The sequence below is a fragment of the Streptomyces halobius genome (assembly GCF_023277745.1).
In the GTDB taxonomy this organism is placed as follows: Bacteria; Actinomycetota; Actinomycetes; order Streptomycetales; family Streptomycetaceae; genus Streptomyces; species Streptomyces halobius.
In genome coordinates this window covers 5703687-5718927 of the sequence record NZ_CP086322.1, presented here as the reverse complement: position 1 = coordinate 5718927, position 15241 = coordinate 5703687, and the positions used below count along the sequence as shown (strand labels likewise).

Here is a 15241-nt window from a genome sequence, read left to right as displayed (position 1 = left end):
CCACCCCTTGACGCCGCCCACCCGCCCGCTCCCCACCCCGTACGTTCGCGGAGGAACCGACATGACGACCGAGCCGCCGGACGGCGAGCACGGACCGCGCCCCCTGGACCGACGCTCGCCGATGCCCCTGTGGGCCCAGCTCTTCGACGATCTGCGCCGCCGGATGGAAGCCGACGCGTTCACCGAGGAGTTCCCGGCCGAGCACCGGCTCACCGTCGAGTACGAGGTCAGTCGGCACACCGTCCGCGAGGCGCTGCGCAAGCTGCGCGCCGACGGCCTGGTGATCGCCGAACGCGGCCGCGCCAGCCGGCTCGACACCCGACGCATACAGCAGCCGCTCGGCTCGCTCTACAGCCTGTTCCGCGAGCTGGAGGGCCAGGGTGTGGAGCAGCGCAGCGAGGTGCTGCGGCTGGAGCGGACGGCGGACGGCACCATCGCCGGGCAGCTGGGGCTGGTCCCGGACGCCCCGCTGATCGTGCTGGAGCGGCTGCGGCTCGCGAACGGCGAACCGCTCGCCCACGACACCGCGTATCTGCCCGCCGAGATCGCCGAACCGCTGCTGGAGGCGGACTTCGGGCACACCTCGCTCTACGGGGAGCTGACGCGCCGCTGCGGGGTGAAGGTCACCGGCGGCCGGGAGCGCATCCACCCGTTCCTGCCGGACATCCGGCAGGCATGGCTGCTGGGACTGGCCGACCGGGAGGCGGCGTTCGCCATCGAACGGCTCGGCCGGGCCGGCGGACGGCCGGTGGAGTGGCGGGAGACGGTGGTGCGCGGCGACCGGTTCACCTTCGTCGCCGAGTGGTCCGACAACAGCCGGGCGGTCGCCCTCGCACCCCGTGCCGCGTGTCCGTCGTCCTAGCCGCGGCGTTGCCGTGCGGGCTGCTGATCGGGCTGTTGCTGGGCGCGCTCGGCGGGGGCGGCTCGATCCTGGCCGTGCCGGCCCTGGTCTATCTGCTGGGCCAGTCGCCGCACGAAGCGACCGCGGGCGCGCTGGTGGTGGTCGCGGTCGGCGCCGTCACGGGCCTGGCCTGCCACGCCCGCGCGGGCCGGGTCCGCTGGGCGTCCGGCGCGGCCTTCGGTGCCCTGGGCACGACGGGGACGTATGTCGGCTCCCGCTGGAGCGCTGCCCTGGACCCGACGGTGCTGATGACGGCGTTCGCGGGGCTGATGCTTGTGGTGGCGGTGGCGCTGATGTCGCGAACCGTGCGGGAACGGCGTACGGCGAAGGCGGCCGCCTTACGGGACACTGCCTTACGGGGCACCGACGTACGGGACACCGCTGAATCGCCGGTCGGTGCCTCAGCGGACGGGGATGCGGGCGGAGCGACTGCCCACCCCATAGGGGACTCAGGCGAGCCGGCCACGGAAGCCGTGCGGGGCGGGGCCCCACGCCGTAACCCCCACCCCCTTCGCATCGCCGCGGCCGCCACCGCCGTCGGACTGCTGACCGGCTTCTTCGGCGTCGGCGGCGGCTTCGTCGTCGTGCCGGCGCTCACCCTAGTCCTGGGCTTGGAGATGCCGGTCGCGGTCGGCACCTCACTGCTCGTCATCCTCATCAACTGCCTTACGTCACTGGCCACCCGGGCAGGAACGGGAACCCTGGACTGGCCACTGCTGACCGGCCTCGCCACCTGCGCGGCAATCGGCAGCTACCTCGGCAACCGCCTCACCACCCGCCTGCCCTCGCAGACCCTGACCACCGCCTTCGCCTCCCTGATCACCATCCTCGCCGTCACGATGGCCGCCGCCGCCATTCCACGGCTCTGACCCGCATCCCTGAGCACCCATCCCTGAGACCCGCAAGCCCCCTGGCACCAGCCCCCCACCCGACACCCCATCCACCCGACCACCTGTCCACCCGACCACCCCGTCACCCGTCACCCGTCACCCGTCACCCGTCACCCCACCCACCCCACCCCCAGGAGGACCCCATGGCCACCACACCCACACCCCCCTCCCACCACCAGATCCTGATCATCGGCGGCGGCACCGCGGGCATCACGGTCGCCGCCCGGTTACGCCGGGCCGGTGTCCGGGACATCGCGCTGCTGGAGCCGTCCGAAACGCACTGGTACCAGCCGTTATGGACACTGGTGGGCGGCGGCCAGGCCCCGCTGCGCGCCTCGCTGCGCACGGAGGCGGACGTCATCCCGCCCGGCGTGCGCTGGCTGCGTGAACGCGCCACCGCCGTCGATCCCGACGCGCGCAGGGTCACCACCGCGTCCGGGCGGGTGCTGTCCTACAGGCGGCTGGTTCTCGCGCCCGGGCTACGGCTCGACTGGGACGGCCTGCCCGGCCTGGCCACGGCGCTCGGCCACGACGGCGTCACCAGCAACTACCGCCCCGATCTTGCCCCGCTCACCTGGGACTTGATCCGTCGCATGCGACGCGGCACCGCCGTCTTCACCATGCCGTCCGGTCCGGTGAAATGCGGCGGCGCCCCGCAGAAGATCGCGTACCTGGCAGCCGACCACTGGCGCAAGCGCGGCGTCCTGGACGCCATCCGCATCATCCTGGTCATCCCCGAACCCGCCCTCTTCAAGGTGCCGGTCTTCAACCGGACGCTGGAGGATACGGCCCGGAGGTACGGCATCGAGGTGCGGCTGCGCTCCGAGATGACCGGTCTCGACGGCGCGGCACGCGAGGCGGTGATCGCCGATCACGCCACCGGCAAGACCGAGACCGTCCGCTACGACCTGCTGCACGCGGTGCCGCCGCAGCGCGCCCCCGAGTGGCTCGCCGACGGCCCGCTCGCCGACCCCGACTCGCCTTACGGGTACGTCAAGGTGGACCGCGTCATCCTCCAACACCCGTATTTCCCGGACGTGTTCGCCCTCGGCGATGTCGCCAACCTCCCCACGTCCAAGACGGGTGCCGCGATCCGCAAACAAGCCCCCGTAGTCGTCACCAACCTCCTCTCCGGGCTGCGCGGGCGCCCCGCGGCCGCCCGCTACGACGGCTACACGTCCTGCCCCCTGGTCACCGCCCGGCACAAGATGCTGCTCGCCGAGTTCGACTACGACCTGCGGCCCACCCCGTCGATCCCCTTCATCGACACCACGCGGGAACGCACCGACATGTGGCTCCTCAAGCGCTACGGACTGCCGCAGCTCTACTTCAAGGGGATGCTGAAGGGGCTGGCATAACGGGGTCCACGGAGCCTGGGCCCGGCCGATCCACCGTGCCTGGCCCGAACCGACCCACCGGGCCCGGCGCGCCACCGAACACCGGGCCCGGCGCTCGCCACCGAACACCAGGCTGGGCGCGCTAGCCGAGCCGAACGCCCGGGCCCGGTGGCTTGACCGCCCGCCACCACGGGCAGGGCTCTGCAAGAGGGTTCCCACCACCCTCAAGGGTCACCCCCTAAGGGTCCAAGCCCCTAAGCCTCCACCCCCACCACATCCCCCACCACACACCCCACGTTGTCCGGCGCCCCCGCCTCATGTGCGAGGGCGGCCAGGTCGCGTACGGCGTGCCCGGGATCCGGGGCCGTTGTCAGGGCCTCCTTGATCGTGTCGGTCGGCACCACCCCGTACAGCCCGTCGGTGCACAGCAGATAGCGCTCGCCCGGGTGCGCCTCCAGCAGCTGGAGATCGGGGGAGAACTCGTCACCGCCGTCGAGCGCACGCAGCAGCAGCGCGCGCTGCGGGTGGGACGGTGCCTCCTCGGGCGTGAGCCGGCCCTCGTCGATCAGTGATTGGACGACGCTGTGGTCGTGGGTGATCCGGAAGAGGCCGGAGTCACGCAGGACGTAGGCGCGCGAGTCACCGATGTGCAGCAGGGCCAGCTGCGAGCCGGAGCGAAGCAGCGCGGTGAGTGTGCTGCCCGTAGTGGGCGCGCTGCCCGTGCCGGGTGCACTGCCCGCGCTGGGGGTGTTCCCCGTCTCGGCTCCGTCCGCCTGGGACGGGGCTGCGCGGTTGGCGCGTTCGGCCGCGTCCTCCAAGGTGGTGAGGAGGTCCCGGGAGGACAGGTCCATGTCGTCCGAGGACGTCAGCTCCGCTATCGCGGCGGCTGCGGCCTGGGCACCGCTCGGACCGTAGCCGTCGGCCACGGCGAGCAGCCGTGGTCCGGCGTACACCACGTCCTGGTTGGCCGGGCGGACCAGCCCCCGATCGGTCGGCGCCGCACAACGCATCGTCAAAGGAGTGGCTGAAGTGTGGTGTCCGGGCATGGCCTTGTCCCTTCTGGACAGCTGGTCGACGAGGAAGGCGGCCAGATCCCGGCGGGCGGCGATGTCGGCCTCGACCTGCGCCCAGTACGCGGTGACCGCCTCGGCCGCCAGGCCCGGCGTCAGCTCGCACACCTCACCCGCAGCTCCGTAGCAGCGGCTCCGTAGCCGCACGACCGGCCCCGTCCGCCGACTGCGACGACTGGGCCGCCCCATGCCCTGCCCCTCCCCGGGGCCGGGCCGGAGCCGGCCCCATCAGGAAGGCACACCGCGTCCCCAGAGGGCCACCCCCCTGCCCCGCCCCTCCCCCTGGCCGGACTTCGCGGTTGGTCACCGTTATTCCCGTGACACCGGAGCGCACTGCTGCGACCGTGGATCAACCCGCCCAAGTACACGACCGGAGGCCGACGTTGGCGACTTCACCCTTCCAACCCACCGGCGAGCCCGGCGACCTCGCGGCCCATCTGATGGACCAGGCCATGGGCCACCTGTTCTCCGCCGCACTGCGCACCGCGGCCCAGTACCGCATAGCCGACCTCCTCTCCGAGGGCCCGCGGACGCCCGAGCAGCTGGCCGTCGCGACCGACACCCACGCACCGCATCTGCGCCGGGTGCTGCGCTATCTCGCCGCGCGCGGCGTCTTCCACGAGGACGCGGCGGGCGCCTTCACCCTGACGCCGGCCGCCAGGGCGCTGCGGACCGACGCCCCCGACTCGCTGCACCCGGCCATCATGATGATCACCGACGAGCTGTTCGTGCGGACCTCGGCGGTCATGGCCGAGACCGTACGGGAGGGCGGCGCGCCCTTCGAGCGGCTCTTCGGGGCGCCGCTCTTCGAGCATCTGATGTCACATCCGGCCAAGCGCGATCTCTTCGACAGCGGAATGGCGTCGCTGTCCGTCGCGGTGGACGATGCCGTGGTCGCCGCGTACCGCTTCCCCGAGCGGGGCACGGTCGTGGACGTCGGCGGCGGCCGCGGCGGGCTGCTGCGCGCCGCACTCCGCCGCCATCCGGAGCTGACCGGGGTGCTCTTCGAGCAGGCGCCGGCGCTGGCCCACCATGTGCTGGGCGATGACGAGCTGAAGGGGCGCTGGCGCACTCAGGAGGGCGACTTCTTCACGTCGGTCCCGGAGGGCGGCGATGTCTACGTCCTCAAGCATGTGCTGCACGACTGGCGGGACGACGCCTGCCGGGACATTCTGCGCAGCTGCCACCGAGCGATGGTGAAGGGCAGCCGGCTGCTGGTCATCGACTGCGTACTGCCGCCGGGAAACGCGCCGCACTTCGGGAAGACGATGGATGTCGCCATGATGTCCGTCCTGGACGGGCAGGAGCGCAGCGCGGAGGAGTTCGCGACGCTGCTGTCGGCCGGCGGCTTCCGGCTGACCCGGGTGCTGCCGACGGCGGCCTCTCCGTCGATCGTGGAGGCGGTTGCCGAGTAGCCGAATAGCTGGGCAGCTGAGTAGCCGAGTGGGGGCGATCACACCTTGTGGAGGGGACTGTCCCTCGACCGGGCACGGGGGGACGGTCGGCTCGACCAGGCACGGGGAACGGTCCCCTCGACCGGGCCCCTTGGCCCCCCGGCCTCCCACTCGACACCACACGCCGCCCTCCCCCACCCCACCCCGACGCGCCGCCCTTCGCCCCACCGCTGGCGGCCGTGCCCGCCCCGCGCTGTACTGATGCCACCTGACGGACGGCGTCGACCGCGCGGTACGCGCGCTCCGCCCGAGGCCGGAGAGGAGCTGGCGCAGTGGTCCGGATGCGGGCGCGCAGCCCCGACGAGGCGCACCGCAGCGCCACCCCGCTGGAGCTCTTCTTCGATCTGTGCTTCGTCGTGGCGGTCGCCCAGGCCGGCCGCCAGCTGGTACACGCGCTGACCGAAGGGCATCCGGGGCACGGCATCACCGGCTACCTCATGCTCTTCTTCGCCATCTGGTGGGCCTGGATGAATTTCTCCTGGTTCGCTTCGGCGTACGACACCGACGATGCGCTGTTCCGCGTGGTGACCCTGATCCAGATCGCGGGCGTGCTGATCCTGGCGGCGGGCGTGCCGCGTGCGTTCGACACCAGTGACTTCTCCGTCGTCTGGTTCGGGTATCTGGTGATGCGGCTGGCCCTGGTCGCCCAGTGGCTGCGGGCCGCACACGGGAGCGAGGGGGCCGAACGGCGTACCGCTCTGCTCTACGCGGCGGGCGTGAGCGTCTGCCAGGTCGGCTGGCTGGCCCTGTTGCTCGTGCCCAAAGGAGTCATCCCGTGGGTGTTCGTGGTGATGGTCCTGCTGGAGCTGTCCGTACCGGCCATCGCGGAGCGGGCGCGGCAGACGACGTGGCATCCGCATCACATCGCCGAGCGGTACGGCCTGTTCACGATCATCGTGCTGGGCGAGACGGTCGCGGCGGCCACGGTGGCCGTGCAGTCCGCGCTGGACGAGAACGACGAGCTGAGCACGCTGCTGCCGATCGCGGGCGGCGGCCTGCTGCTGGTCTTCGCCGCGTACTGGATCTACTTCGCGGTCCCCGTGCATCTGCATCTGCGCTCCACCCGCCAGGCGTTCGCGTGGGGCTACGGCCACTACCTGGTGTACGGGTCGGCGGCGGCGATCGGCGCGGGCATCGAGGTCGCGGTGGAGCAGGCGTCCGGCAAGGCGCATCTGTCGACGTTCGCGGCGTCCGCGTGTGTGACGGTGCCCGCCGCCCTGTTCATGGTCACGGTGTGGCTGATCCACTCCCGGCACCAGAAGCGCGGACTGGCCCAGCAGCTGGTCCTGCCGGTGTCGTCAGTCCTGGTGCTGGCCTGCACCTTCGCCGGAGATTGGGCGGTGCCGGCGGCCGGCCTGGTGGCGGCCGTGACGGTCACGGTCGGTGTCACCCTGACGGCCCGGCAGGGGATGGCTCTCCAGGAGTACCCGGATTACCAGGAGTAGCAGGCGTAGCAGGAGCCCCAGGGGTAGCGGCGGGGCCAGGGGGTGTCGTCGAGCACCCCCGCCGGTCGAGCTCCCTCCTCCGGCCGGTTACCCTATCCGGACGCGGTCGGCGTCCCCTGAGCGGCCCCTAAGCATCCGCATGGCCGTACGCCGCCCCCGACCACCCTGAACCGGCATCAGTTTCAGCCATCTTCGGCCGCTGCCATGGGGCCACCCGGGGCCCTGTTCACCGGGACAACCCCTCCCCCAATCCCGAGCAATTCACCGTCAATTCGGCGCCAATTCTCCGCTCAGAGGCCCGGCTTCCCGGATTTTTCGTTCTCTTGTTCCCCACTCTTCACCGGATGCGGCGGACGCGCTTCCGTGGGAACGCGGTAGGGTGCATATTGCCCTTTTTATACCGGCGGTACTCCGTACGGGACTCCAAGGGCCGTCCACCGTCCGCACCTGAGGAGACGCCAGCATGGCCGCCCGCCACGCACAGCCCCGTGCGCGCAAGAGACTGTCCGCGCGCAGCAAGGCCGTGAGCGGTCTCGCCGTCACCACGCTGGTCGGCACCGCCCTGTGGGCCTGGCCGGCCTCCGGCAACGACCACGACGGGCGGGCGGACGCCAAGAACGGCGCGCCCAGGGCGGCCGCCGCCTCGGAGCGGTCCGCCGCCCGCTCCGGCCGCAGCGCACCGGACACCCCTCGGGCGGACCGACCGATTCCGCACCTCAGCGACGCCGTCCGGAAGCAGATACCGGCCGACTCCCGCCAGGTATTGGTCGTCACGGGCAAGAGCCGCGACTCCTCCGAGTCCCAGGTCGTGCTCTACACCCGCGCCAAGGGCTCCCGCAGCTGGCATCCGGGCCCCACCTGGCCCGCGCACAACGCGGCCCACGGCTGGACCGAGCGGCACCACTACGGCGACCTCCGCTCCCCGGAGGGCGTCTTCACCCTCACCGACGCGGGCGGCCGGCTGCCCGCCCCGCCCGGCACCAAGCTCCCCTACACCCACAGCGGCAGCTTTGTCGCCAACGGCACCGGTGTGGAGGGAGAGCCGCTGGAGGGCGCCTTCGATTACGTCATGGCCATCAACTACAACCGGGTGCCGGGCACTTCCCCCCTGGACCAGCAGCGTCCGCTGGGGGCGGAGCGGGGCGGCGGGGTCTGGCTGCATGTCGACCACGACGGGCCGACCCAGGGCTGTGTGAGCCTCAAGCCCGAGGTGATGAAGGAACTGCTGCGCACCCTCGACCCGGCGCAGCACCCGGTCATCGTGATGGGCCCGGCCGGTCGCTGATATGGCCGACGCTGCCCAGGGCGGGACGGCCCCACCGCACGCTCCGGGCCCGCGCGACGCGTTGACCGATGTCCACGGGCTGCGGGTCGGGCACGCCACGCGCGTCGGCGACGGCTATCTCACCGGCACCACCGTCGTCCTCGCCCCGGAGGGCGGCGCCGTCGCGGCCGTCGACGTACGGGGCGGCGGGCCCGGCACCCGGGAGACGGACGCGCTGGATCCGCGCAATCTCGTCCCGCGCGTCGAGGCGGTCGTGCTGACCGGCGGCAGCGCTTTCGGGCTGGATGCCGCGTCGGGTGTGGCGCGGTGGCTGGAGGAGCGGGGGCGCGGCTTCCGTGTCGGTCCGGATCCCGCGCAGGTGGTGCCGGTCGTGCCGGCCGCGGCCCTGTTCGACCTGGGGCGCGGTGGTGCGTGGCGGGCCCGTCCGGACGCCGCGCTGGGCCGGGAGGCGACCGAGGCCGCGGCGGGCAGCGAGCCGGGGGCGGCGGTGGCGCAGGGCAATACCGGTGCCGGGACGGGCGCGGTGGCCGGCGGCCTCAAGGGCGGCACCGGCACGGCGAGTCTGGTGCTGCCGTCGGGCGCCACGGTCGCCGCGCTGGCCGCGGTCAATGCCTCCGGCTCGGTCGTCGATCCGCGTACCGGCGCCCTCTACGGGCGGCTGCACGAGGGCCCGGACGCGTTCCCGTCCGCCGCTGTGCACGCGGCCGCGGAACGGCGGCTGGCCGAGGCCAGGGAGACCTCATTGGCCCGTCTGGCGTCCTCCGTCCTGCCGCCGCTCAACACCGTTCTCGCCGTGGTCGCCACCGACGCCGCCCTGAGCCGCGCGCAGGCGCGGAAGCTGGCGGGCACCGCGCACGACGGTCTGGCCCGCGCCGTCCGCCCGGTCCATCTCCTGTCCGACGGCGACACGGTCTTCGCACTGTCCACCGGTGCCCGCCCGCTCGCTCCGGAAGAGGCACTCGCCGACCCGGTGTTCGGCGGGCATACGGCGGCGGGCGCGCTGAACGACATTCTGGCCGCGGGGGCCGATGCGCTGGCCCGCGCGGTGGTGAAGGCCGTCCTGGCGGCGGAGACGGTGGATGGGCCGGGGGGTCTGTTCCCGTCCTATCGGGAGCTTTACGGGGGCGGGTGAGGCTCGTAAGGGCGGATGAGGCCCGCGGGAGACGGGTGCGACCGCGGGGAGCGGGCGAGGCCGGTAGGGGCGAATAAGGCCGTAGGAGACGGGCGAGGCCCTCAGGGGAGCGGATGAGGCCCGTGGGAGCTGGGCAGGGCCCGTAGAGGTGCGCCCGTACGGGTGAATCGTCCCCGGCCGGGCTCCCGCGCCGACGCCCTGGGATCCCGGGCCGACCGCCCCTGGCCTCAGCCCTCCGCCGGCGTCACACCCCCGACGCCCCCAGCAGCGACCCCGCCGCGTACGTCACCGCCATCGCCAGCGCACCGCCCGCCGCATTGCGCAGCATCGCGCGGCCGACCGGTGCGGCACCCAGGCGGGCGCTGGTCCAGCCGCACAGCACCAGCGCGGCGAGCACCGCGACCACGGTGATCGGCAGCCGGAGATGAGCGGGCGGCAGCACGATCGCCAGCAGCGGCAGCAGCGCGCCGACGGTGAAGGCGAGGAGGCTGGCACCGGCCGCATGCCAGGGGTTGGTGAGTTCATCCGGGTTGATGCCCAGCTCGACCTCGGCGTGGGCGCGCAGCGCATCGTGCTCGGTGAGCCGCTCGGCGACCTCCCCGGCCAGCTCGGCGCTCAGCCCCTTCGCCTCCAACAGGTCCGTCAGCCCGGTGAGTTCGGCCTTCGGATCGGTCATCAGCTCGCGCTTCTCCACGGCCAGGGCGGCCTTTTCGGAGTCGCGCTGGGTGGAGACGGAGACATACTCACCGGCGGCCATCGACATCGATCCGGCCAGCAGTCCGGCGAGACCAGCGGTCAGCAGGACACGGTGTTCGTCGGTGGCGCCCGCGACGCCGACGACGAGTCCGGCGGTGGAGACGATGCCGTCGTTGGCGCCGAGAACCGCGGCCCGCAGCCAGTTGAGGCGGCTGCCGAGCCCGCCGCCGTGCGCCTCTTCGCGCTCCGGTTTCTGCACGCTCACCCGCCGAGAGTCTCACCCGCGCCCGCCGAACTCCCGCCCGACACCCCCGCATCGTCCCGAAATCGCCGGTGATAGAACGGCCATATGTCCGCAGAGCCACCCCCCACGCCACCTCCGTCCCCTCCTCCGCCGACGCTCGTCCAGCCGACGCCCCGGGCATCCGCGCCGCGCCGTCGGCTGTGGTGGCACCGGCTGATCCTCGGGCTCTGGTACCGGCCGGTGGACGTCCTGGACGAGGCGCGGGACCGCGGCGCGTGGAGCGCCGCGCTGATGCTGTGTCTGGTCAGCGGCGGCATCGGGGCGTTGTCGGTGGACGCGATCCGGCAGCAGTGGTCGGCCGACCGCACGATGGCCCTCCAGCTCGCCGGGCTCGCCGAGGCGGGGGTGCTGGCCGCCAGCTTCGTGCTGGGCGCGGTCACCCATGCCATAGCCCGCACCCTCGGCGGCACCGGCCGCTTCGCGCCGACGGCGAGCCTGTTCATCGTGCTGTTCTGGGTGGCCGGCCTGCCGCGGCTGGCGATCGCGGCCTGGCTGCCGACCGGCGCCACCATCGTCCAGGCCGCCACCTGGACGACGTGGGGCTTCGGGTACGTCCTCGCGGTGCTGCTCATACGGGGGCAGCACCATCTGTCGACGCGTAAGTCCGTGGCGGCGGTGTCGGTGCAGATGCTGACGGCGCTGGCCCTGATCAAGGTGGGGCCGGTGCGCTGAGCCTCTCCGATGCCGCAAAGGCATGGGGCATCCTCGTCCCGGCATACGGGCCGGGGTCACCGTGATGGGAACTTCCCGGCGTACGGCCCGGGCCACGGTCTTGGGTACTTCCCGGCTCACGGGCCGGAACCACCGTCGTGGGCACTTCCCGGCCTTGGCCGGGGGACCTCACCTGCGGCTCGTCAACTGCCGTACGAGACCGGCGAACGCCTCGCGCTCGGCGGCGCTCAGCTCCACGCTCTCCGACGGCGGCCCGCCGGGCCCGGTCTGCCGCGGCACCGAGCTGAGCAGCTGCTGCCGCCGGCGTTGGCCCGATGCCTCGGCCCTTTCCCATCGCGCCAGTCTGACCAGCCCGGTGACCCAGGTGACGATCGCTACGAGAAGTACGGCGAACCCGATCAGCTGCAGAATCGAAACGGCGGGGAGCATGCGGTCCTCCCGGACGGGTGGGGCGCTGGTGGAAACCAGTAGACACCACACCTTGGGACTTACGACAGGGAATCTTGGTACTTAAGTGCCGCAGTGACGCATCTCCTATGACATTTCACTCTTTTCCCGTCATCATGCAGAGCTCAACGTGCCCCTCACACCTCTCCGGCACGGCAGTCCGCTGCGCTTCACCTGGGCCGACTTGGTGCTCGCCGTTTTCGGCCGTCCGACCGTGGGGGGCGCCTGCGGCGGGCGTGCGCCCCACGTTGTCGGCTTTCCCGCCGTGTGGGTGTTTCGCCGTCGCTCCCCCACTGCCTGAACGGCGCGGGAGGTGCCCCCACGCGGCGGGCGTGGGTGTCCGCTGCGCTGTACCCGAGCCGACGCCTTGGCTGTCCCGCCGTTGCGCCTGCGGCGGGCGTGGGTTTTTCGGGTGCGGTGACGGGCCTCCGGACTCCGTCCTGCGGCCCGTCCCCTCCCGGCGGTGGGTGGAGAGGCGCCGGTGGGGGCACATGTCGTTCGTCGGGTGCCTGTGATCGCGACCACGAGGGGCACACGACCGACTACGTGCACCCCCACCGGTCTTCTCCCCCACCTCTTCGGGAGGTGCTGAACCGCAGGACGGAGTCCGGAGGTCCGGCGCCGCTGCCGAACAGCCCCGCGCAGCGGAACACAGCCCGCATCAAGCGTTACGGCGGGACAGCCAAGAACGTGGGGCTCAGGCACAGCGCAGCGGAAGCCCAGGCAAAGCGCAGCGAACCGCCCAAGTCGCCCGCCCGGTCCGGCTCTCGGGAACGCCGGTCACCCAACCCGGGGCGCCACCACGCCTGGACGGACACGGCGGGCCGCTGCGAACCTGGCTGTCGGGACCGCCGGACCGGGCCCCACCCATGATGTGATCTTCGTCACACTCCGGTCGCGCCCGCAACCAAATCCGCCCGCAGGTGCTGTTTATCAGCACGGAATGACAACACCTCTGTATGGAGCAGCTCGTGACTTCGCCGGACAACCCCGCGGCCGCTCGCATCCGCACCTCTCACCAGCAGCTCCAGCTCACCGGGCAGCAGGAGCCGGGCGCCCCGCGCCGTTCCCGCCGCATGCGCCGTACGCTGGCCGCGACCGCGCTGTTCGCGGCTGGCGCGCTGGCGTTGTCCGCCTGTGGCGGCGATGCGGAGGCCGGTGGCCACGGAGACGACAAGGACGGCCAGGCCAGCGCCGATGCCGCGGCCGCCAAGGACGCCTCACAGGCGAAGATCAAGGTCTCGGCCAAGAACGGCGCCACCGACGCCAGCATCAATGACACCGGTGTGAAGGTCACCGGTGGCAAGTTGACCGATGTGAAGCTCACCGTTGCCGACTCCGGCGCGGTCGTCGACGGCGTCATATCCCAGGACGGGACCTCCTGGAAGCCCGCCGTCCAGCTGGAGCGCGGCACCAAGTACAAGATCGTCGCGAATGCCAAGGACGCCAAGGGCCGTGCGGCCACCGAGAACGCGACGTTCACCACCGTCTCGTCGGCCAACAGCTTCATCGGCATCTACACCCCCGACAACGGCAAGACCGTCGGCGTCGGCATGCCGGTGTCCTTCAAGTTCGACAAGCCGATCACGAACCGGAAGGACGTCCAGTCCCACATCAAGGTGACGTCCAGCAGCGGCCAGCAGGTCGTCGGCCACTGGTTCGGGTCCCAGCGCCTGGACTTCCGGCCGGAGAACTACTGGAAGGCCGGCTCCAAGGTCACCATGAACCTCGACCTGGACGGCGTGGAGGGCGGCGAGGGCATCACCGGTGTGCAGTCCAAGACGGTGTCCTTCACCGTCGGCCGCTCGCAGGTCTCCACGGTCGACATGAACACCCAGACCATGACGGTCAAGCGGGACGGCAAGACCATCAAGTCGATCCCGATCTCCGGCGGCAGCGCCGAGAACCCGACCTACAACGGCCAGATGGTGATCTCGGAGAAGTTCAAGCAGACCCGCATGGACGGCTCCACCGTCGGCTTCACGGACGAGGAAGGCAAGGGCGAGTACGACATCAAGGACGTCCCGCACGCCATGCGCCTGTCGACCTCCGGCACCTTCATCCACGGCAACTACTGGGGCGACCCGTCCATCTTCGGCCGCGCCGGCACCAGCCACGGCTGCGTCGGCCTGAAGGACAACAAGGGCGGCGGCGGTAACACCCCGGGCAAGTGGTTCTTCGAGAACTCGCTGGTCGGCGATGTCGTCGTGGTGAAGAACTCGAAGGACGAAACCATCAAACCGGACAACGGCCTCAACGGCTGGAACATGCCCTGGTCCGAGTGGCAGGCGGGCAGCGCGGTCTGACGCGCAGCAGCTGACATACGCGAACGGTGGCCGGTCCCGGGAAGGGGGCCGGCCACCGGCTTGAGGGGAGCCGGTCCGCCAGGGCGGTCAGTACGGGGAGGTGGCCCGCTCACCGGCGCTGCGTCGATCCCGAGCCGGGACTGCTGACTTGACGTGACGGCACGACTCAAACACCTCAATACTCTCCTTCGAGGCTTAGTTGATGCCGCGTCATATTGGAGAAGCCACCGAACTGACGCGTCGCCATGGAACCGGCTCCGTCAACGGATGATCGAGCGGCACATCGTCCGTGGCCACAACGGCCGAGGCGATCAGCCGGCGCCCGCCGAGCGCTCGCCGACCGTCGCCAGCAGTGCCTCCGATTCCTCGGTGGTCAGCTCGGGGCCGGTCGCGTTGATCTTGGTGAGGGTGCCGTCGGGTTCGGCGACCGCGATGTTGGAACGCGTCCGACCCGCCACCGGTACGCCCGCCACCTCGATGCCCTCGGCGCCCAGCAGCCCGGCCAGCGCGGCACCCGCGGGTCGCCCCAGCGGCAGCACCGCCAGGGTGCGGTGCCCGGCCGCGGCGACCGCCCGCGAGGCGACGCCCTTGCCGCCCGGGTCGATCCGGTCCGCGGTGGCCCGGAGCACTGCGCCACGGTCCAGCGCCGGTATCTCGTACGTACGGTCCAGGCTGGGGTTGGGCGTGACGGTGAGGATCAAGCGCGTACCACTTCCGTGCCCGCGCGCTCGATGGCGAGGGCGTCGTCGGGGCTCAGCCCGGTGTCGGTGATGAGCAGGTCCACGTCCGACAGCTCTCCGAACCGGGCGAAGTGCTGCTGCCCGAACTTGGCGGAGTCGGCGAGCAGGACGGCCCGGCGGGCGGCACGGATCAGGGCACGCTTGACGGCGGCCTCCGCGAGGTCGGGGATGGTCAGGCCGCCGTCGAGGGAGAAGCCGTTGGTGGCGAGGAACACCACGTCGGCGTTGATTTCGCGGTAGGCGCGCAGCGCCCAGTCGTCGACCGCGGCCCGCGTACGGTGCCGGATGCGGCCGCCTACGAGTGGAGGGTGAACCGGGCGACGGTCGTACCGGCGTCCAGGATGACGCTCCCGGCGCTGCCGGATCCGGGACCGTTGGCGTTACCGGGGCGGGGGCCGGTCAGGTCGCGGCTGCCGGGGAGCTCGGCGAGCGCGGCCCGCGCGATGCGCTAGCAGAGGGCAGGCGGGACGTGGCAATGCGGTACGGGGCGGGGCGGGGCGTACGGGGTACGCGGATGCCGGCGGGCCCGCGCCCGCTACCCCGTTACCAGCAGTCGCCAAGC

General features: G+C 71.9%; 11 protein-coding genes and 3 pseudogenes. 9 read left to right on the top strand and 5 right to left on the bottom strand.

The features are described from left to right. Window positions 1–61: 61 nt before the first annotated feature. The 3 genes from K9S39_RS26025 (at window position 62) to K9S39_RS26015 (ending at window position 3149) form a co-directional block, all read left to right on the top strand. Window positions 62–862: a GntR family transcriptional regulator gene (locus K9S39_RS26025; RefSeq protein ID WP_248865726.1), complete on the top strand. Its 801-nt coding sequence runs from the start codon at window positions 62–64 to the stop codon at window positions 860–862. After that, complete coding sequence (locus K9S39_RS26020) at window positions 847–1770, top strand: sulfite exporter TauE/SafE family protein (protein WP_248865725.1); 924 nt, start codon at window positions 847–849, stop codon at window positions 1768–1770. The genes K9S39_RS26025 and K9S39_RS26020 overlap by 16 nt, the downstream gene beginning before the upstream one ends. A 164-nt stretch (window positions 1771–1934) precedes the next feature. After that, the gene (locus K9S39_RS26015; protein ID WP_248865724.1) at window positions 1935–3149 is read left to right on the top strand and encodes an NAD(P)/FAD-dependent oxidoreductase; all 1215 of its coding nucleotides are present in this window, start codon (window positions 1935–1937) and stop codon (window positions 3147–3149) included. 233 nt (window positions 3150–3382) lie between these two features. Here K9S39_RS26015 and K9S39_RS26010 read toward each other — a convergent pair. Beyond that, window positions 3383–4351, bottom strand: a pseudogene (locus tag K9S39_RS26010) (PP2C family protein-serine/threonine phosphatase); the annotation flags it as partial. A gap of 230 nt (window positions 4352–4581) precedes the next feature. On the opposite strand from K9S39_RS26010, the gene K9S39_RS26005 reads away from it, so the two are divergent. From K9S39_RS26005 to K9S39_RS25990, 4 genes are all read left to right on the top strand, one after another. After that, a complete protein-coding gene (locus tag K9S39_RS26005; protein ID WP_248865723.1) occupies window positions 4582–5613 on the top strand; it encodes a methyltransferase in 1032 nt (343 codons plus the stop codon). Between the two features lie 320 nt (window positions 5614–5933). Further along, on the top strand, window positions 5934–7097 hold the full coding sequence (locus K9S39_RS26000) for a low temperature requirement protein A (RefSeq protein ID WP_248868967.1): 1164 nt from the start codon (window positions 5934–5936) through the stop codon (window positions 7095–7097). 463 nt (window positions 7098–7560) lie between these two features. Next, window positions 7561–8382, top strand: a complete 822-nt coding sequence (locus K9S39_RS25995; protein ID WP_248865722.1) for a L,D-transpeptidase family protein — start codon at window positions 7561–7563, stop codon at window positions 8380–8382. Between the two features lies 1 nt (window position 8383). Then, complete coding sequence (locus tag K9S39_RS25990; protein ID WP_248865721.1) at window positions 8384–9514, top strand: P1 family peptidase; 1131 nt, start codon at window positions 8384–8386, stop codon at window positions 9512–9514. 244 nt (window positions 9515–9758) lie between these two features. Here the strand turns inward: K9S39_RS25990 and K9S39_RS25985 are convergent, their stop codons facing one another. After that, entirely contained in the window at window positions 9759–10475 is a 717-nt protein-coding gene (locus K9S39_RS25985; protein WP_248865720.1) for a VIT1/CCC1 transporter family protein, read from the bottom strand. Window positions 10476–10559: 84 nt separating this feature from the next. On the opposite strand from K9S39_RS25985, the gene K9S39_RS25980 reads away from it, so the two are divergent. Further along, the gene (locus tag K9S39_RS25980) at window positions 10560–11186 is read left to right on the top strand and encodes a Yip1 family protein (protein WP_248865719.1); all 627 of its coding nucleotides are present in this window, start codon (window positions 10560–10562) and stop codon (window positions 11184–11186) included. A gap of 168 nt (window positions 11187–11354) precedes the next feature. Here K9S39_RS25980 and K9S39_RS25975 read toward each other — a convergent pair whose 3' ends face one another. Then, window positions 11355–11615, bottom strand: a complete 261-nt coding sequence (locus K9S39_RS25975) for a hypothetical protein (RefSeq protein ID WP_248865718.1) — start codon at window positions 11613–11615, stop codon at window positions 11355–11357. A 977-nt stretch (window positions 11616–12592) separates the two neighbouring features. On the opposite strand from K9S39_RS25975, the gene K9S39_RS25970 reads away from it, so the two are divergent. Next, complete coding sequence (locus tag K9S39_RS25970; RefSeq protein WP_248865717.1) at window positions 12593–13939, top strand: L,D-transpeptidase; 1347 nt, start codon at window positions 12593–12595, stop codon at window positions 13937–13939. A 317-nt stretch (window positions 13940–14256) separates the two neighbouring features. Here K9S39_RS25970 and K9S39_RS25965 read toward each other — a convergent pair. After that, window positions 14257–14640 (bottom strand): annotated as a pseudogene (locus K9S39_RS25965) (PfkB family carbohydrate kinase); the annotation flags it as partial. Continuing rightward, window positions 14637–14986, bottom strand: a pseudogene (locus tag K9S39_RS25960) (D-beta-D-heptose 1-phosphate adenosyltransferase); the annotation flags it as partial. The pseudogenes K9S39_RS25965 and K9S39_RS25960, both read right to left, overlap by 4 nt. Window positions 14987–15241: the final 255 nt, after the last annotated feature.